This is a genomic window from Hoylesella timonensis 4401737 = DSM 22865 = JCM 15640, from assembly GCF_000455445.1.
Classification (GTDB): domain Bacteria; phylum Bacteroidota; class Bacteroidia; order Bacteroidales; family Bacteroidaceae; genus Prevotella; species Prevotella timonensis.
This window is the reverse complement of record NZ_HG417101.1, coordinates 13,117-33,332: the sequence shown is the minus strand read 5'-3', so window position 1 is coordinate 33,332 and position 20,216 is coordinate 13,117. Positions and strand designations below refer to the sequence as shown.

Here is a 20,216-nt window from a genome sequence, read left to right as displayed (position 1 = left end):
TACTTATTTTTAGAAGTTCTGGTCATCAATTATTTCAAAACCGCAATAGGGTACCAAGGCTTTTGGCACACGGATACCATTGGGTGTTTGATTGTTTTCAAGGATGCTTGCAACGATACGTGGCAATGCAAGTGCAGAGCCATTGAGTGTATGGCAAAGTTCAATTTTGCCATCGTCTGTGTGACGGTAACGGCATTTCAAGCGATTGGCTTGGTAAGTCTCAAAGTTAGAAACAGACGAAACTTCAAGCCATCTCTTTTGTGCAGCACTCCAAACTTCAAAATCGTAACATATAGAAGAGGTGAAGCTCATATCACCACCACAAAGTTTCAAGATGTGATAGGGGAGTTCCAACTTTTGACACAAGCCTTCCACATGATTCAGCATTTCTTGAAGAGATTGATAAGAGTGTTCTGGGCGATCGATTCGCACGAGTTCTACTTTATCGAATTGGTGTAAGCGGTTAAGTCCGCGCACATCTTTACCGTATGAGCCTGCCTCGCGACGGAAACATGCAGAGTATGCACAACGCTTAATGGGCAAATCTTTCTCGTCTAAAATCACATCACGGAAAATATTTGTAATAGGAACCTCAGCTGTAGGAATCAAATACAAATCATCCAATTGCACGTGATACATTTGTCCCTCTTTGTCTGGTAATTGTCCTGTTCCATATCCTGAAGCCTGATTAACCACAAAAGGAGGTTGAACTTCGAGATATCCTGCTTTGCGAGCTTCTTCCAAGAAGAACGCCTCTAAAGCTCGTTGGAAACGTGCCATCTTACCTATATATATAGGGAAACCAGCTCCAGTAATCTTAACGCCTAAATCAAAATCGATAAGATTGTATTTTTTGCACAAATCCCAATGGCACAATGCGTTGTCTGGTAAATCCGGAATAACACCTCCTTCTTTAACAACGACATTATCAGAGGCATCTTTCCCTTCTGGAACGTCAGCATTTGGAATATTAGGAATCGTGCATAACAATTCGGTTAATTCGTGTTCTGCCGTTTCCATTGCATCTTGAAGAGACTTTGCTTCCTTCTTTAAGTCTGCCACTTGAGCTTTTATCTCATTGGCCTCGTTCATCTTCTTATCTTTCATCAGCCCTCCAATCTTTTTAGAAAGCTGGTTTGCTTCTTGCTTATTCTTGTCAAGTTTCTGTTGTGATTCCCGACGCTTTTTATCGATGTCCAGTACTTGAGCAATGGTCTCTTTCGCGTTTTCAAAGTGTTTCTTTTCTAATCCTTTTACCACGCGTTCAGTTTCTTCACTGATGAGTTTAAGTGTAAGCATATCTATTTTGTTTTAAATATTTCGTTCTGTTCACAAAGTTACTATTTTTAATTGAATCCAGTACATTGAATGGAGATATTTTAGTAGTTTGTCAAAGTGTTTTTCATTTTAAGTCAAGTTTCTGTACTACTGATGGTTGTTTGAGAAGATATGAATAAAAGTTTGTTTCATAATGCAAGAATCCCAATCCTCTGTAGAGAATTGGGAACCCTGTTGTTTGTTTGGAATAAGTTTGAAAATTGTTAAGCTTCTGCTTTTTTCATTTTTTCTGCGTAAGCTTCTTCTGAAAGAACAGAAACGGTACTCTTGTCTTTACGACCTTTTTGGAAGTAAACGATACCATCACTTAAAGCATATAGTGTATCGTCTTTGCCCATTCCTACATTCTGTCCTGGGTTATGCTTAGAGCCACGCTGACGAACAATGATGTTGCCTGCGATGACACTCTGACCACCCCAAATCTTTACGCCTAATCTTTTCGATTCTGAATCACGGCCGTTCTTAGAACTACCTACACCTTTCTTATGTGCCATTGTTGAATTCCTCCTAAAATTTAAGCGATTACTTGTTTAACTTCTACTTCAGTGAACTGCTCGCGATGACCATTCTTCTTACGATAGTCTTTGCGACGCTTCATCTTGAAAACGATGACTTTGTCACCTTTCACAAGAGGGTTCACAACTTCTACTACTACTTTTGCACCTTCTACTGTGGGTGCGCCGACAGAAATTGCTCCTTCATTGTCTACCAAGAGCACTTTGTCGAACTCAACAGTTTTTCCAGCTTCAACATCTTTCATGTGATGAACAAAGAGCTTTTTGCCCTGTTCTGCCTTAAACTGCTGACCGTTAATTTCTACGATTGCGTACATTATTAATTAATTATAAACGGGTTTCTCCGCAAGGCGACTGATATGTCTCAGTACTTCTTATTGCCAAAACGGACTAAATCGGTTGCAAAATTAATCATTTTTATTGAGTTATGGTACTCTTTATACAAAAAGAGCGTGCCTTTTTAAGAGACATTAACGAACGAATCCCTCTTTTGATGCAATTTCTAACAAAACTATCTGTCACAAACTTGAAAAATACGATTGCTGGATTCCATAAAATAGCACTTATAGTGTTAAGACTTCAGTAAAGTAGGAATCGAATAGTTTGTGGATGTTTTTAGGTTCATCTTCAAAGATTCCATAAATTGTACTGCCACTACCTGACATGGATGCATAAATAGCACCTTGCTGATAAAGTTGCTCTTTGATGACTTTCATCTCGGGAAATTCTTGGAAGACAGGTGTTTCAAAATCGTTGAACAATTCATCTTTCCAGCATTTTATCGGTTTATGAATGATATCTTTGCACGATACAGACGGTTTTTTGACATTGATTTGCTGATAAGCTCTTTGGGTAGAAATAGCAATGTCGGGCTTGATAAGTGCAAGTTTGTATCCTTTGAGCAGGTGCGATGAGTTTGATATTGGTTCTAAAACGTCACCAATACCAGAGGCAAAGCAAGGCTCTGACTTAATAAAAAATGCACAATCAGCGCCAAGACGAGCTGCATAGTCTTTCAGCTTGTCGACCGTTAAGTTCAAAGAGAATTGTTCATTCAGCAACTTCAGCATATATGCCGCATCACTGGAACCACCTCCCAATCCTGCTTGTGTTGGAATTTGCTTAAATAAGTGGATATGGATTTTAGGTAAATCAAAATCATTAGCCAGCAATTTATAGGCCTTAACGACCAAGTTATCAGTGTCTTTGCCTGGTATGAAATTGCCCGTTATCTTGATATCACATCGAGTGTCAGACGGAAACTCGTCATCCATAGGAGTTATCTCGAGGGCATCATGAAGTGGGATAGGGTAGAAAACAGTTTCGATGTCATGATACCCATTTTCCCGAACACCCACTACTTGAAGTCCTAAATTTATCTTAGCACATGGAAATACCACCATATTCTTTTATTTGTTTTATAGCTTATTAGCGCATCTTCGTGATACAGTTACTTTTTACTCATCGTTTGGTATGAATCTTCCACTCCTTTTTTCACCTTTTCGACATACGCATCAATCACTGCTATCGCAGTAATATTCACGATATCGCGAACAGAACATTCGAAATCCGTGAAGTGAATTGGCTTTTTCAGTCCCATTTGGATAGGACCGATGATTTCGGTATCGGTGTCTAAGGCTTGCAGAAGTTTATAACTTCCATTTGCACTGCTTATATTTGGAAATACTAATGTGTTCACCTCTTTTCCTTTCAAACGAGTAAAGGGGAACTTATCATCACGCAGTTTGCGATTCATAGCAAAGTTAACCTGCATTTCTCCATCCACTGCTAAGTCTGGAAAGTCAGCTTGCAGTTTTTCTACAGCCTTATGAACTTCAAGTGGACTCCACTCAGAATCGGAACCAAAATTAGAATAACTAATCATAGCCATGACCGGTTCGTCATTGAAAAACTTGACGGAATGGGCACTCAAACGAGCTATGTCATACAGAACTTTTTCGTCAGGTCGACGATTAATCAATGTATCCGCAATATAATATATACCTTTTTTGGTATCCAAAATATGCATAGAACCAAAGGTATCATAACCGGGACGAATCCCGATAACTTCCTTGGCTACTTTAATCGTATTCGAATACTTTGTATAAAGCCCTGTAATAAAAGCGTCTGCATCTCCATGTTCCACCATCGACATACCAAAATAGTTGCGCTCGTACATCTTGTCATACGCCTCGTCAAACGTATATCCCTGTCTTTCGCATTTTTCTGCCAAGTGTTTAGCGAAGGCAGCTCGTCTGCCTTGCTCTTGATCAGCGCGCATATCAACGATTTCGACACCTTTTAAATCAATCTTGAGTCTGTTGGCTAATCGACTTACACGGTCGGGATTACCTAATAAGATAGGATGACACATTCCCTCCTGCATCGCCTGAAAAGCGGCTTTCATCATGGTAGGATGCTCTCCCTCAGCAAATACGACACGTTGTGGATGTCGCACAGCAGAGGCATGGAGCTTTCTTGTGAATTTTGATTCTTGTCCAAGCAGCTGCTTGAGCGATTCCCTATATGCGCCCCAGTCTTCTATTGGCGTTCTTGCCACTCCGCTTTTTACCGCAGCCTTCGCTACCGCAACACTGACTTCTGTAATGAGTCGTGGGTCGATAGGCTTGGGAATAAAGTATGCAGGACCAAAAACTAAGTCATTGATGTGATACACTTCATTCACTACATCAGGGATGGGTTGCTTTGCTAAGTCTGCTATTGCCTGAACAGCAGCCATTTTCATCTCTTCGTTAATGGCTTTTGCATGGACATCCAAGGCTCCTCTAAAGATATATGGGAACCCGATGACGTTGTTAATTTGGTTGGGATAATCACTTCGTCCTGTGGACATTATGACGTCAGGTCTGCTTTCTATGGCATCTTCATAGCTTATTTCTGGAATAGGATTTGCCAAAGCAAAGACAATAGGGCGGTCCGCCATGGAGCGTATCATGTCTTTTGTGAGCACCTTCCCTTTCGAGAGACCCACAAAAACGTCTGCACCTTTAATCGCTTCCTGTAGTGTGTGTATGTCGGTACGATTGGTCGCAAAAGCAGCTTTTTGTGGATTTAGATCCTCTCTGTCTACTGTTATTACCCCATGAGAGTCTAACATCACAATATTTTCTTTCTGAATACCGAGTGCCATATACAGATTGGTGCAACTGATAGCTGCTGCTCCAGCACCATTGATAACGAGTTTTGCCGTTTTCACATCCTTGCCCGCTACCTCTAAAGCATTCTTTAGACCTGCTGCAGAAATGATAGCTGTGCCATGTTGGTCATCGTGCATCACTGGAATGTCCAATGTCTTCTTTAATCTTTGTTCGATATAGAAACATTCTGGGGCTTTGATATCCTCTAAATTGATGCCACCAAAAGTAGGCGCAATGCGTTCTACCGTTTCACAAAACTTTTCAGGGTCTTTCTCATCCAATTCGATATCAAACACATCAATCCCACCATAAATCTTAAACAGCAAGCCTTTTCCTTCCATGACAGGTTTGCCACTAATGGCTCCAATGTCGCCAAGACCTAAGACGGCAGTACCATTGGAAATCACTGCCACTAAGTTTCCTTTGTCGGTGTATCGGTATGCATCGTTGGGATTGCTTTGTATTTCTAAGCAGGGATATGCCACTCCTGGCGAATAAGCCAAACTCAAATCTGTCTGTGTGCGATAAGGTTTAGTTGGCTTTACTTCTATTTTTCCAGGGCGTTCACCCTCATGATAAGCCAAAGCGGCTTCTTTTGTAATTTTAACCATAAAGTTTGATTCCTAATGAAACAAATGAGGTTCATAGAAGAGATGAACGACTAACGCATTTTCTCCATATCACTGAACCTATTATATATTGAACTTATAACATTCAAGCAAAGTTAGTAAAATTCCATGAATACTGGGTGTGGTTTATTGTTTTTTTTGAAACTTTCCTTAGAAGGAAAAAATACTTTTTTTATCTCATTGGCTTATAATTCGGAAAATTTATCTAATTTTGCTTGATAATCATTGGTCACTATGCGTAAAAATAACAGTCAAAATTCTTACAGACAAGAGTTGCGTGAGCGTATCTTAGCTACGGCTATGAATGAATTTTATACCAAAGGTATTAAAGCCGTTAAGATGGATGATATTGCCAAACGCCTTTCCATATCAAAACGCACGCTGTATGAGATTTATCAGAACAAAGATGAATTGTTGTTAGAAGGGATGAAGGCTGCCGAAGCAGAATTTGATGCTCACATGAAAGCCTTTTCTTTCCAACAAAGCAGCAATGTAATGGATATTCTGATAGAGTTTTATCATTACCAAGTCACCAAATTAGCTAAAATAACGCCTGCATATTATGAAGATCTCCACAAGTATTCATTGATTACGGAGTATCTGCATTCCAAACAGAGCGAAAGAGATAAAAATGCCTCGCTATTTATTAAGAAAGGTATTCAAGAGGGATTTTTCAGAGCAGACATCAACTATTCGATAGTAACACAGATTGCTCGTGAATCTGTGCATTATGCCATGATGAATCAACTGTACAAGGAGCACTCCATTCAAGAAGTGTTTAGTAACATTATCTTGCTGTTCATCAGAGGCATTTGCACATTGAAAGGGCTGCAGAGGTTAGAAGATTTGTCTTAAACTCCTGTTTTTCACGGCGCATACCGTAAATGCTCAGTACTTCGGTGCATAGTCCTCAACCCTCTTGGTTCTTTCCCATGTACTGCTTCGTCATCATATCATAATACAATGATTCTAATTCTGCAACGCTGAGTTGCGAAATGCTATATTCGATGTTTCTAATCAGTTCTTCTCTTCGGAGTTCTTGATCTTTTTCAAATCGTTGAAACTTTGTCATTTTCAGGTTTCATTATAGGAAGTTAGTACAAGATTTTTATTTATGCTCCCAGCTCTTTCTTTCATATCAAGATTTATAGTCGTTGAATCTGTTTGACACCCTTTACCGTCTCCAGTTTCTTTACCAAGGCGTCCAACTTGGAAACATCGTCCACCTGAATGGACAGATTTCCACTAAACAATCCATCATGTGAGTCAATATTGATAGAGCGCATCATGATCTTCTCTTCCTTGGCAATGATACTGGTAATGTTGTTCACAATTCCAATATCGTCGTTGCCAATAATCTTTAATATAATGGTGTACAACGAACTTCCTTGTCCGCTCCAACGTGCTTTTACTATGCGATAGCCAAAACGCTTCCGAAGTTCAGGGGCATTGGGGCAGTCTTTGCGATGAATCTTTATACCACCACTTACCGTGACAAAGCCAAAAACGGCATCACCGTAAATAGGATGGCAGCATGGCGCCAATGAATATTCCACACCTTTCAAGTTTCTGTCAATCACCAAGACATCATCATTTGATGAATGTGATTGAACATCAGGTTTTTCAAGATTGAAATCTTCAGCACTTTGTGCGGGTCTTGTTGAGATGCTGTTGAGTTCTTTGTCTCTAAGATCAATATATTGGTCGATGATATCGTTAACATCCAGTTTTTCGTCTGCAATTTGCTTGTAAAACTCGGACACCTCCTTGAACCCCATTTTCTTTACCAAATGGCTCATGATGGCTTCGTCTAAATCCACCTTCTTATTCTTAAATCGACGCTCTAACAGCTCTTTTGCATAGAGTCCGTCTTTGGCTTGCGTCTCCTTCAAAGCCAACCGAATCTTCGATTTAGCCCTACTTGTCTTGACAATATGGAGCCAGTTGGGATTAGGCTTTTGGTTATTTTGAGTGATAATCTCCACTGTATCGCCCGATTTCAACTGTTCTCGGATAGACACGTTCTTGTCGTTAATCCTCGCACCCACGCAGGTGCTGCCTATTCTGGAGTGGATATAATAAGCAAAGTCTAACACCGTAGCCCCTTTGGGAAACTTCTTGATTTCGCCTTTGGGGGTAAAGACATACACTTCGTCTTCGTATAAATCCAACTTAAACTGATCCATCACCTGCAAGTCGTCGCCAGCTTCTAAAGCTGTACGAATCCCTGCAAGCCATTCGTCCACATTCCCTTGGCTCTTTATCCCTTTATACCGCCAGTGTGCTGCCAATCCTCGTTCGGCAATTTCGTCCATCCTTTCTGTTCTAATCTGTACTTCTACCCATTTGTTTTGTGGTCCCAGCACGGTGATATGCAGACTTTCATAGCCATTTGACTTTGGCACAGAGAGCCAATCGCGCAAGCGTTTGGGGTTGGGTTGGTACATGTCTGTAATGATGGAGTAAGTTTGCCAACATTGCATCTTTTCTTTTTCTAAAGGAGAGTCCAAAATGATGCGAATAGCGAAAAGGTCATAGATACCTTCAAAGCCGCACTTCTGTTTTTTCATCTTCTGCCAAATCGAGTGAATACTCTTGGTGCGTCCCTTCATGTGGAATTTCAGTCCCGCACTCGTTAGCTTTTTCTCAATGGGTTCAATGAAGGAGGCGATGTATTTGTCACGTGCCTGTTTTGTGGCATTGAGCTTCTCTTTAATAAGGTAGTAAGCGTCATGCTCCAAATACTTCAAACTCAAATCCTCTAACTCACTCTTCAGTTGGTACAGTCCCAGCTTATGAGCCAAAGGCGCATACAGATAGCTTGCCTCCTCACTCACCTGATGTTTGGCATCTATGTTTGACACATCTCGTATTTGACGCATGAGGTTCACACGGTCGGCAATCATTATCAAGATGACACGCATGTCCTCGGCAAAGGACAACAACAAGTTTCTGAAGTTCTCGCTTTCAATCACAGGATTCTTGCGGTATAGCTCATCTATTTTAACCAGTCCGTGAATGATGTGCGCAACCGTGTCTCCGTATTTCGCTCCCACCTCTTCTATGGTCAAAATACCATTGACAACACTCTGGTGAAGTAAAATGGCAATCACGCCATCGCGTTTCAATCCTATTTCTTGAACAGCGATTTCGGCTGTCTGTAAAGCATTCAAAAGGGGGTTAAGCCCAAAAACATCACGATCTACTTGTCCGTTTTCAACACATGTCTTGAGGTGTTCTCTGATATTTTCCTCATCATTATCCTGCAACGATTCACCAATAGACTGATGAATACGTTTGAAAATATCCAAATATTCTTGTCGTTCCGTATCCGTAAACTCGAATTTCTTGCTCATATCCCAATCTTTCTGTTGCCACAAAGATAATATTTTTTCTTCCAAACAACTCTGTTTTTCACAAAAAGTAGCTATCTTTGTCTCAATATTCAACGAACGTAAACTCGTGCGATGAGCAAGTCTTTTTAATTCAAGTTCTTATGACACAGCAAGATTTACAACAAATCTCTCAACGTGGTATGACGGAAGAACAAGTCAACCAGCAGTTGGAAAATATTAAAAATGGGTTCCCCTTCTTGGAATTACAGGCAGCGGCAAGTACAGAACATGGCATCATGGTTGCCGATGAGCTTCAGAAAAAGCATTATGTAGAGTTGTGGAACCAATACAAACAGGGCAATCACAGGATTGTGAAGTTTGTTCCTGCCTCTGGTGCTGCCAGTCGCATGTTCAAGGATTTGTATGCTTTTTTACATGCCAGTTATGACGTTCCCACTACCGACTTTGAAAAAGAGTTCTTTGGCAACATCAAGAAATTTGCGTTTAGTGAAGAGTTAACCGAAAAATGTGAAGAGAACGAAGGGCAGAAGATGACCAAGCTAATGGCTGAAGGCAAATATAAAAAGGTGGTTGAGAATTTGGTGGAGCCAAAAGGACTCAATTACGGACAGTTGCCAAAGGGGCTTTTGCTGTTTCATTATTACGAGGACGCCGCCCGTACCCCGATGGAGGAACATTTGGTAGAGGCTGCGCTATATACGAGTTGTCATGGAGAGGCTTACATTCACTTTACCGTATCGCATCAGCACCTCGAACTCTTTAAGAAACGTGTGGCTGAAGTAGTGAATAGATTTTCAAAGCGATATAAAGTTCAATATCATATTTCATTTTCAGAACAAAAGCCAAGTACCGACACCATTGCCACCAATATGGACAATACGCCATTTAGAAATGAAGACGGTTCGCTGCTATTCAGACCCGGTGGGCATGGCGCATTGATTCAGAACCTCAATGACATTGAGGCAGATGTCATCTTTATTAAAAACATTGATAACGTAGTGCCCGATCGATTAAAGACGGATACGGTGACCAACAAGCAACTCTTGGGAGGGATTTTGATAGAGGTTCAAGAACAATGTTTCCATTATCTTAATATGTTGGAAAAGGGAAAATACACGCACGATCAACTGGAAGATGCAATCCGATTTGTTCAGCGTGACCTTACGTGTAGAAATCCTCGACTGAAGTATATGGAAGACGAAGAGTTAATTCCTTACTTGAAAGCCAAACTCAATCGCCCCTTGCGCGTTTGTGGAGTGGTTAGAAATGTGGGCGAGCCTGGAGGAGGTCCTTTTATTGCAATAGGTAAAGATAAAGCAACCAGTCCTCAAATTTTGGAATCGAGCCAAATTGACAAGTCTAACAAAGAGTATGTTCGGATGTTTGAGCATAGTACACACTTCAATCCCGTTGATTTGGTTTGTGCTGTGAAAGATAGCAAAGGGCAGCCTTTTAACCTTCCCGACTATGTAGACCCTGAAACAGGTTTCGTTTCTTATAAGAGTAAGGATGGTAAGGACTTGAAGGCATTGGAACTACCGGGGTTATGGAACGGTGCCATGAGCAACTGGAATACCGTCTTTGTAGAGGTGCCACTAACAACTTTCAATCCTGTAAAGACCGTCAACGACCTTCTTAGAGAGCAACATCAAGCCTAAAGCAGACTCGTAGGAAAGCATCTTTTTTGAAAAGAAACTTTTTTATAAAAAAGCTTGTGTAAACATTTAGAAAAGAAAAAGCGCTGTTCTCTTCATGCAAATTGGAGGGAATGAACAGAAAAGTGGGAGTGAATGAATAACATGGACTACCCACTTTTTCTTTATCTCTACTCTTCATTTGGTAGCCCAAAGTTCAGCTAAGCACTTTTTCTTCATTTCTTTTCTTGTTATTTTCACATGTTCACAGCCCTACAGAGAAGTGTCAATTGTTATTATTTTTCAGAAAACGCATACTTGTAAAATATTTAACAAGCCGTTCATTTTGCGCATATTTCCATACAAACGTGAATATGGTCACGAATTTGTGATTTTTATATTTTCCTCATTCACAAGTACTTTTATTCAAATGAGCAACGATGTTTTACTTTAACTCATGGAGTTAACCACCTTAACTCATGGAGTTAAGAGTGCTGAAGTATATGTTTTCCATGCTTGTCTACATGTTTTAGAAGGCTTATCTCAATGCTTCAATGCACTCCTTTCCATGATTTTGTACTTTTACCATGTTTCGATGTGTCGTCGAGTTGCTATTTTCAACTTTTTGAAATAGTAATTATATTGACAAATCCTCCTTATTTTTGTCGCATTTTGTCAATTTTATTGATACTTAAAACGCAATTTTAGCCTCTTGAAAACAAGTAAAAAAAAAGCAGCTCAAAGTTTCTCCAGCACACTTATTTTACACGCGCCACATTTCTTATAGCATCCCCCGCATCGTTGCGAAACATCCACTAATAGAGCGTTTCTTTGAGAATATGGAAGATAGTTGCGTATAAAAGTTCTTAAAATCAATGGAGACAGTCATAAAATTATTATAAATAAACTCATATCTTTCGCTTCTATCTCATTATTATTGTATTTTTGTGCTTGGTTTTATAAATTGAATAACAACACTATTATGGCAGAAGCTATTGATATTCGTGAGTTAAATATCCGAATCGAACAACAGAGTGGGTTCGTCACCAACTTGGTTCAAGGAATGGATCAAGTAATTATAGGTCAAAAACATTTAGTAGACTCATTGCTCATCGCTTTGTTGAGTGATGGTCATATACTTTTAGAAGGTGTGCCGGGTTTGGCAAAAACGCTGGCAATCAAAACGCTGGCTCAGCTCATTGATGCTGACTACCGTCGTATTCAGTTCACGCCAGACCTGTTGCCTGCCGATGTTATCGGAACTTTGATTTACTCGCAAAAAGAAGAAAAATTCCAAGTAAAGAAAGGCCCCGTGTTCGCCAACTTTGTTTTGGCAGACGAAATTAACCGTGCCCCAGCCAAAGTTCAAAGCGCACTCTTAGAGGCAATGCAAGAGCACCAAGTCACGATTGGAGAAAACACGTACAAATTGCCCCATCCATTTATGGTTATGGCGACACAAAACCCCATAGAGCAAGAGGGTACTTACCAACTTCCAGAGGCTCAGGTGGACCGTTTCATGTTGAAAGTGGTGCTGGACTATCCTACATTGGAAGAGGAGAAGCTCATTGTTAAGGAGAATATTCAAGGCTGTCTGCCCCAGGTAATGCCAGTAACTACCGCTGAAGAAATATTAAAAGCAAGAACCATCGTCAACGAGGTATATATCGACGAAAAAATAGCCCAATATATTGCGGATATTGTTTTCGCCACCCGATACCCTGAACGATATGAACTACCTGAATTGAAGAATATGATTACTTTCGGCGGCTCGCCACGTGCTTCTATCAATTTGGCAAAAGCAGCACGCACTTATGCTTTCATCAAGCATCGCGGATATGTGATTCCTGAAGACGTGAGAGCTGTGGTTCACGATGTATTGAGACATCGCATTGGATTATCTTATGAGGCAGAAGCCAGCAATCTGACATCCGAGGAAATTGTATCGAAAATTATCAATAAAGTAGAAGTTCCTTAAGGCTGGGTAACAAAGGACAGGCTTGAAAGAAGTAGACAAGGCATGACAGCAGGAGTAGCACAACTTGAGGTGAGATGACAATGGAAACAAGTGAAATTCTAAAAAAGGTCAGGAAGATTGAAATCAAAACTCGTGGATTGAGCCAAAACATCTTTGCAGGACAGTATCATACGGCGTTCAAAGGTCGGGGTATGGCTTTCTCGGAGGTGAGAGAATATCAATTTGGAGATGATGTTCGAGATATCGATTGGAATGTCACCGCACGTTTCAATCACCCCTATGTCAAAGTGTTTGAAGAGGAACGCGAACTGACGGTCATGCTACTCATTGATGTCTCAGGCTCTTTGGATTTTGGTACCAAGAAACAAACCAAACGAGAAATGGTGGCCGAGATAGCTGCCACACTGGCATTCAGTGCCATTCAGAATAATGATAAGATAGGAGTGATTTTCTTTTCAGATAGGATAGAAAAATATATCCCACCCAAAAAGGGACGCAAGCATATTTTGTACATTATTCGTGAGATGCTCGACTTTGAACCACAGAGCAGAAAGACAGATGTCGGTATGGCGATAGAGTATCTTACCCGAATGATGAAGAGAAGGTGTACAGCTTGTATTTTGAGTGACTTCTATATCAAACATGAAACTGCCGAGTACGAACACTTCGAGCATGCGCTGACCATCGCCAACCACAAACACGACATCGTTGCAGTGCAGGTATATGACCAACGAGCTAAAAGCTTGCCCAATATCGGATTGCTGAAAATCAGGGATGCCGAAACAGGACATGAGATGCTGATTGATACCTCATCGGCTAAACTTCGTCGTACCCACACAGCTTACTGGTTGGAGCGTGCTGCAAAACTCAAACAGATATTTGCAAAAGGTGGGGTAGACTGGACCAGTGTAGCCACCGATGAAGACTATGTGAAAGCCATGATGCGCCTCTTTGCACAAAGAGGTGTGTAAACATTAGAATGGTCACGCTACTGAAAAAGGAACGGTATGTAATTGTCAAGAAAGAATGAATTTGAAAAAAAAGAACTTTATAATTCTGCTGATAAGCACAGTGTGGTGCTTAGGACTGCATGCCCAAATAGGTGTACAGCAAAGGTTAGACTCTGTTGGTATCTTCATAGGACAACAGATTAATATGACGATTGACGTCACAGCACCTAAGAATGCCACCATTCATTTTCCCGCTTTGAAACCGTCGCACTATCTGGTGCCAGGTGTCGAAATACTTGAGATTTCTAATGGAGACACGACAGCACTGGACAATGGGTTCGTGAAGGTATCGAAGCAATATACGCTCACTTCGTTTGATGAACACTTGTACGCCATTCCCGGACAGAAAGTACAGGTAAACGGCAAAGACTATGTGGGAAATACCTTGGCACTAAAAGTGGTTACGGTGGATGTTGATACATTGCATCCCAACCAATTCTTTCCACCCAAGGACGTTCAAGACAATCCTTTTTCATGGAAAGAATGGAGTCCTATCTTTTGGTTGAGTGTATTGATGTTATTACTTTGTGTATTAGGCTTTTACCTATTCCTTAGAATTTACAATAACAAACCCATCATCACACGTATCAGAATTATCAAGAAGATACCGCCTCATCAAAAAGCACTCACCGCAATAGACAAGCTGAAAAGTGAGAGAATGGTGTCATCTCCCGACCAAAAGACTTATTACACTGAGCTCACCGACACGTTGAGACAGTATATAGAAGAGCGATTTGGCTTTAATGCCATGGAGATGACAACCTCAGAGATTATTTATACGCTGCATGAGAAAGGAGACAAGAAGATGATTGATGAGCTGAAAAGTCTCTTTGAAACAGCCGACTTGGTGAAATTTGCGAAGTACGAAACGCTTATCAATGAGAATGATAAGAACTTGGTGAACGCTATCAACTTTATTGATCAAACAAAGATGGAGGGTGAACCCACCGAAGAGCGCATTGTTCCGAAATTAGATGAAAAAGACAGGCGAACTCAAAAGACCAGAAAGACCATCAAAATGCTCTTAACTGCCATTGGCATCAGCGTGTTTGCTTTGCTTATCTATATTGTCTATCAGGTTTATTTGCTCATGGTTTAACATCTGGAGACTACTAAATCGTAAAATGAAATAACGTGGAATTTGTAAATAAAGAATATTTCTTACTGCTATTATTGCTCATTCCGTATGTGATATGGTATTTCCTGTATCGTAAGAAGAGTGAACCTACCATGAAGATGAGCGATACACACGCCTATCTGTTTGCACCGAAAAGTTGGCGTACACGCTTGGTGCACGCACCGATGGTGTTAAGATGCCTTGCTTTCATCTTTATCATTTGTGTCTTGGCACGTCCCCAAACCCACAATGCTTGGGATGAACGTTCGGTGGAAGGCATCGATATCATGTTGGCAATGGATGTGTCTACTTCTATGCTTGCAGAGGACTTAAAGCCCAATCGCTTGGAAGCTGCCAAAAATGTGGCAGCAGAATTTATTTCTGGAAGACCGAATGATAATATTGGCTTGACCATTTTTGCTGGAGAAGCCTTTACCCAGTGTCCTATGACCACAGACCATACGTCACTTCTCAATTTGTTGAGAAACGTTCGAACAGATATTGCAGCACGAGGATTGATATCTGACGGCACTGCCGTAGGAATGGGATTGGCAAACGCTGTATCACGCCTGAAAGACTCGAAGACTAAAAGTAAGGTTGTCATCTTGTTGACAGATGGCAGTAATAACATGGGCGACATCTCACCCATGACCAGTGCTCAAATTGCAAAAAGCTTGGACATCCGCGTCTATACGATTGGGGTTGGAACCAATAAAGTAGCTCCTTACCCCATGAGTGTAGGAGGAGGAACTCAATATATCAACATTCCTGTGGAGATAGATTCCAAGACTCTCAGTGATATTGCAGCAGTGACCGAAGGAAACTTCTATAGGGCAACGAATAATCAGCAGTTGAAACAAATCTATAAAGATATTGACAAACTGGAAAAGACAAAGATGAATGTCAAGAAATTCTCGAAGCGTTACGAAGCATTCCAGCCATTTGCCTTGTTGGCAGTGCTTAGTTTGTTGCTCGAGTTGGTACTGCGGAATACGGTTCTGCGTAGGATTCCTTAAAGAACGGTAGTTGAGAATGCCAATGCCCTACGATATTCAACGCTAAAAAATATGGTTATAAACAGATTGCAGCTTGCTGCAGATGAATACGAACACGATGATAAGATTTGATGATCCTATATACCTTTGGCTTTTAATCGTTATCCCTATCCTTGCATTGATTCGCTTGATAGGATATCGAAGACGACTTGTGAAACTCAAGAAGTTTGGAGATATGGAGCTGGTACAGCAACAAATGGCTGACATATCGAAATATCGTCCAACTGTTAAGTTTTGGTTGTTACAAAGTGCATTAGCACTGTTAATCGTAATGTTAGCCCGTCCACAGATGGGGTCAAAGATTTCTAACGAAAAACGGAATGGCATAGAAACGATTATCGCTTTGGATATTTCAAACTCCATGCTGGCTGAAGATGTTGTTCCTTCACGTTTAGCCAAGAGTAAGCTGTTGGTTGAAAATCTGGTAGATAACTTTACCAACGATAAAATTGGTTTGGTAGTGTTCGCAGGCGATGCCTTTATTCAGCTACCCATTACCAGCGATTATGTAAGTGCTAAAATGTTCTTGCAAAATACTGACCCTTCCCTGATTACAACGCAGGGTACTGACATTGCGAGAGCCATTCGTTTGTCAATGAGCAGCTTTACACAACAGGACAAAGTGGGGCGAGCCATTATCCTGATTACGGATGGAGAAGACCACGAGGGTGGTGCACTCGAGGCAGCAGCAGATGCAAATAAGAAAGGCATCAACGTCTTTATCTTGGGGGTGGGCAACACACAAGGAGCGCCCATACCTGTAGCTGAAGGTGGCTATATGAAAGATGAAAACGGACAGACGGTAATGACAGCCCTCAATGAAAAGATGTGTCAAGACATTGCACGGGCTGGCAAAGGGACTTATATCCATGTGGATAATACGAATGATGCCCAAAAAAAGCTCAATGAAGAATTAGCAAAACTTCAACGTGGAGAAACGAATAGTGTTATTTATAGCGAATATGACGAACAATTTCAAGCTTTTGGTATCTTAGCCCTATTGCTATTGATCATAGAAGTTTGTATCTTGGAAAGTAAGAATCCATTACTTAAAAATGTCCGATTATTCAAGAAGAAACAGTAGAAGTACGATGAGCATAAAGAAAAAGAGACATATCTTCAGTTTATTACTGCTCACTTTGGGCTTTACCTCTATGTTTGCCCAAAGCGACAGACAATTCATACGTTCAGGAAACAAGCTATTTAGAGCGCAAAACTATGCGAAAGCCGAGGCGGAGTATCGCAAGGCGATTGCGCAAAATGCACAGAATTCGCAAGCATTGTATAATCTTGGGTGTGCGCTGATGATGCAGCAAAAAGATTCAGCGGCTATCGTACAGTACGAAAATGCTGGGAAAATAGAAACCAGCAAGAGTAGGAAAGCCAAGGTTTATCATAATATAGGTGTCATTTGTCAAACTCATCAGATGTATGGTGAAGCCATTGAAGCCTACAAAGAAAGTTTGAGAAATAATCCGCAAGACAACGAAACTCGTTATAATCTTGCACTTTGCAAGCGTCTTCAAAAGCAACAAAAGAAGGACAACGAGCAAAAGAAAAAGAATGATAAAAAAGGTAAGGATAAAGAGAAGAAAGACAATCAGCAACAAAAGCAAAAGGACAATCAGCAGAAACAACAAAACAAGCCAAAAGACCGCATGAGTAAAGAAAATGCAGAGCAACTGTTAAATGCTGCCATGCAACAAGAGAAAGCTACTCAGCAAAGAATGAAGAAGGCTGAACAACAGCCTCGCTCACGGAAGTTAAAACGAAATTGGTAAGTTGGTTTCTTCCTATTTTATAACTGCATCTATGAATCGATATATAAAATATACATCTATACTGCTCATTTTCAGTGTTCTATGCGCTCTGAACACTTATGCACAAAGCATTTCGGTGTCTGTGCCCAGTCAGGTAGCTGTAGGCGAAAACTTCAGACTCTCATACACCATCAACACCCAAAACGTGGAAGATTTTAGGGCAGGAAACATTCCTTCAGCAATTGAAATTATCGCAGGCCCTTACACTTCCAGTCAGTCAAGCTATCAGATGGTGAATGGAAAAACGAGTAGTTCGTCCTCTATCACCTACACATATACGCTCTATGCTTCTAAGAATGGCACTTTTACGATTCCAGCGGCTCGTGCTCGTGTCAATGGAAAGGTCATTAGCTCAAAATCTGTCAAAGTAACTGTCTCTGGATCTGCACGCAAAGGACATGGTACGCCATCCATGCGTGATGACGAAGGAGCAGACATGCCGATGAGATCAACTGGCAGTAGAATCTCTGGAAACGACCTCTTTATAAAGGTGAGTGCCAACAAACGACGGGTACATGAACAAGAGCCCATATTGCTCACATACAAGGTGTACACGTTAGTGGACCTCACACAGTTGGAAGGTAAAATGCCTGACCTTACTGGATTTCATACACAGGAGATTAAACTGCCACAACAAAAGAACTTCCACATTGAAAAAGTCAATGGCAAAAACTATCGATGTGTAACTTGGAGTCAATATGTGATGTATCCACAAATGACGGGTAAATTGAAAATTCCAAGCATTACGTTCAAGGGAATTGTGGTGCAACAAGATCGAGCAGTAGATCCTTTCGAAGCATTCTTTAACGGAGGGTCTGGCTATGTCGAGGTGAAACGAAATATCAAGGCACCAGAAATCAACATTCAAGTAGACCCCTTGCCCAAACGCCCCAATGATTTTTCTGGTGGGGTAGGTAAGTTTAACATTTCTGCCTCTATCAATCATTCGGAAGTAAAGGCTGGAGAACCTATGACATTACGTGTAGTGGTGAGTGGAATTGGCAATTTAAAGCTGATGAAGCAACCTACTATCGAGTTTCCAAAAGATTTTGATAAGTATGATGCAAAGGTGACAGACAAGACCAAAGTGACTGCCAATGGGGTAGAAGGTAGCATGGTTTATGACATTTTGGCTGTTCCTCGAAACCAAGGAAAATATCAATTGCCACCAATCAAGTTCACCTATTATGATACGGGGTCTAACAGTTACAAAACTATTCAGACACAATCTTTCCAAATCAATGTGAAGAAAGGAAAGGCAAACGCTGGTAATGTAGCAGATTATACTCAGACACAAGAAAATGATATTCGTAACATAAAAGAGGGAACGACAAAACAACATGCCATTGATAAATTCTTCTTTGGCTCCACAGCTTATTGGATAAGTCTGCTAATTCCACTTATCACTTTTGTCGTATTATTGATTGTATTTAGAAAACGTGCTATAGAGCATGCCGATGTGGTGAAGATGAGAGGAAAGAAAGCGAACAAAGTGGCTACGAGGCGATTAAAGAAAGCACGTCAACTCATGGAGCAAAACAAGCAAAATGAATTTTATGATGAAGTTTTGCGAGCCTTATGGGGATATGTTAGCGATAAATTGAACATGCCAGTAGAACAACTGTCGCGTGAAAACATCGCTGATAATTTACATCACCAAGCGGTAGACGATGAAACGGTCAATACATTCTTATCGGCTTTGGATGAATGTGAGTTTGAACGATATGCCCCTGGTGACGCCTCTGGAAATATGAATAAGACAATGGACTCGGCTATCACAGCCATTATGAACATAGAGAATGTATTGAAATCGGTTGCAAGAATGAACAAAAGCGCGCATCGTCGTACCAACCTCATATTACTTCTGTTCGCAATGTTGCTATGGTCAACGGCAATTTCGGCAACTACCAAACAAGAAGCTGATATGGCTTACAAGCATGGTAGTTATCAAGAGGCAATTAAAATGTACGAGGAATTGTTGAAACAAGGTGTCAGTGCTGACCTTTATTATAATCTTGGAAATGCGTATTACCGTACAGATGACCTTACAAAAGCGATTCTTGCTTATGAACGTGCATCCTTATTGTCACCTGGAGATGATGACATCAAGTTTAATCTACAATTTGCGTCTGCCAAAACAATAGATAAAATTACACCAGAGAGCGAGATGTTCTTTGTGACATGGTATCACTCTTTGGTGAATTACACCAGTGTTGACAATTGGGCGAACATAGCAATTGTTTCTATTGTATTGGTACTCGTTTTAGCTCTCTTATATTTGTTTGTCCCAAACCTTTTGCTCCGAAAGGTAGGCTTCTATGGAGGTTGCTGCTTCCTTATCCTTTTTGTAATGAGTAACTTCTTTGCTTATCAACAGAAGCGTTTACTTATGAACAGAACAGGAGCTATCGTCATTGCTCCTGCCACACAGGTGAAGAAGACTCCCTCCAATAGCAGTACCGACGAGTTTGTTATTCATGAAGGAACAAAGGTCTACATCACGGACAAAGGACTTAATGACTGGCGTGGCATTCGCTTATCAGATGGACGAGAAGGATGGCTAAAGACGACAGAGATAGAGGAAATTTAATCACTAAGGAAATCGT

The 20,216-nt window shown here is 40.8% G+C and carries 16 protein-coding genes; 9 read left to right on the top strand and 7 right to left on the bottom strand.

Annotated features, from left to right (window positions below):
• Nucleotides 1-9: 9 nt before the first annotated feature.
• The 5 genes from serS to BN35_RS11350 form a co-directional block, all read right to left on the bottom strand.
• On the bottom strand, nt 10-1,299 hold the full coding sequence (gene serS, locus BN35_RS11370; RefSeq protein ID WP_025072336.1) for a serine--tRNA ligase: 1,290 nt from the start codon (nt 1,297-1,299) through the stop codon (nt 10-12).
• Nucleotides 1,300-1,541: 242 nt separating this feature from the next.
• Nucleotides 1,542-1,832, bottom strand: a complete 291-nt coding sequence (gene rpmA, locus BN35_RS11365; protein ID WP_008121848.1) for a 50S ribosomal protein L27 — start codon at nt 1,830-1,832, stop codon at nt 1,542-1,544.
• A 20-nt stretch (nt 1,833-1,852) separates the two neighbouring features.
• Nucleotides 1,853-2,170 (bottom strand): 50S ribosomal protein L21, encoded by a 318-nt coding sequence (gene rplU, locus BN35_RS11360; RefSeq protein ID WP_008121852.1) that lies wholly within the window; start codon nt 2,168-2,170, stop codon nt 1,853-1,855.
• A gap of 246 nt (nt 2,171-2,416) precedes the next feature.
• Complete coding sequence (gene ispE / locus BN35_RS11355; protein WP_025072335.1) at nt 2,417-3,256, bottom strand: 4-(cytidine 5'-diphospho)-2-C-methyl-D-erythritol kinase; 840 nt, start codon at nt 3,254-3,256, stop codon at nt 2,417-2,419.
• 47 nt (nt 3,257-3,303) lie between these two features.
• Nucleotides 3,304-5,622, bottom strand: coding sequence for an NADP-dependent malic enzyme (locus tag BN35_RS11350; RefSeq protein WP_025072334.1), 2,319 nt, complete (start codon nt 5,620-5,622; stop codon nt 3,304-3,306).
• Between the two features lie 252 nt (nt 5,623-5,874).
• On the opposite strand from BN35_RS11350, the gene BN35_RS11345 reads away from it, so the two are divergent.
• Nucleotides 5,875-6,495 carry a TetR/AcrR family transcriptional regulator gene (locus tag BN35_RS11345; protein ID WP_025072333.1) on the top strand — a complete coding sequence of 207 codons (621 nt, stop codon included), beginning with the start codon at nt 5,875-5,877 and terminating at the stop codon, nt 6,493-6,495.
• Between the two features lie 55 nt (nt 6,496-6,550).
• On the opposite strand, the gene BN35_RS13825 is transcribed toward BN35_RS11345, so the two are convergent.
• Together BN35_RS13825 and BN35_RS11340 are read right to left on the bottom strand one after the other, a co-directional pair.
• Nucleotides 6,551-6,712, bottom strand: a complete 162-nt coding sequence (locus BN35_RS13825) for a hypothetical protein (protein ID WP_169337615.1) — start codon at nt 6,710-6,712, stop codon at nt 6,551-6,553.
• A gap of 73 nt (nt 6,713-6,785) precedes the next feature.
• Nucleotides 6,786-8,996, bottom strand: coding sequence for a RelA/SpoT family protein (locus BN35_RS11340; RefSeq protein WP_025072332.1), 2,211 nt, complete (start codon nt 8,994-8,996; stop codon nt 6,786-6,788).
• Between the two features lie 140 nt (nt 8,997-9,136).
• Between BN35_RS11340 and BN35_RS11335 the strand changes: the two genes are divergently transcribed.
• The 8 genes from BN35_RS11335 to BN35_RS11300 all read left to right on the top strand — a co-directional run bounded on the left by BN35_RS11335 (nt 9,137) and on the right by BN35_RS11300 (nt 20,200).
• Nucleotides 9,137-10,654, top strand: coding sequence for a DUF4301 family protein (locus BN35_RS11335; protein WP_025072331.1), 1,518 nt, complete (start codon nt 9,137-9,139; stop codon nt 10,652-10,654).
• A gap of 958 nt (nt 10,655-11,612) precedes the next feature.
• Nucleotides 11,613-12,608 carry an AAA family ATPase gene (locus tag BN35_RS11330; protein WP_025072330.1) on the top strand — a complete coding sequence of 332 codons (996 nt, stop codon included), beginning with the start codon at nt 11,613-11,615 and terminating at the stop codon, nt 12,606-12,608.
• A gap of 80 nt (nt 12,609-12,688) precedes the next feature.
• Nucleotides 12,689-13,579 (top strand): DUF58 domain-containing protein, encoded by an 891-nt coding sequence (locus BN35_RS11325; protein ID WP_025072329.1) that lies wholly within the window; start codon nt 12,689-12,691, stop codon nt 13,577-13,579.
• 55 nt (nt 13,580-13,634) lie between these two features.
• A complete protein-coding gene (locus BN35_RS11320; RefSeq protein WP_025072328.1) occupies nt 13,635-14,717 on the top strand; it encodes a membrane exported protein in 1,083 nt (360 codons plus the stop codon).
• Between the two features lie 35 nt (nt 14,718-14,752).
• On the top strand, nt 14,753-15,751 hold the full coding sequence (locus tag BN35_RS11315) for a vWA domain-containing protein (protein ID WP_028901218.1): 999 nt from the start codon (nt 14,753-14,755) through the stop codon (nt 15,749-15,751).
• 97 nt (nt 15,752-15,848) lie between these two features.
• Entirely contained in the window at nt 15,849-16,874 is a 1,026-nt protein-coding gene (locus tag BN35_RS11310) for a vWA domain-containing protein (protein ID WP_025072327.1), read from the top strand.
• 7 nt (nt 16,875-16,881) lie between these two features.
• Nucleotides 16,882-17,571 carry a tetratricopeptide repeat protein gene (locus tag BN35_RS11305; RefSeq protein WP_174362023.1) on the top strand — a complete coding sequence of 230 codons (690 nt, stop codon included), beginning with the start codon at nt 16,882-16,884 and terminating at the stop codon, nt 17,569-17,571.
• Nucleotides 17,572-17,602: 31 nt separating this feature from the next.
• The gene (locus BN35_RS11300; RefSeq protein WP_028901219.1) at nt 17,603-20,200 is read left to right on the top strand and encodes a BatD family protein; all 2,598 of its coding nucleotides are present in this window, start codon (nt 17,603-17,605) and stop codon (nt 20,198-20,200) included.
• Nucleotides 20,201-20,216: the final 16 nt, after the last annotated feature.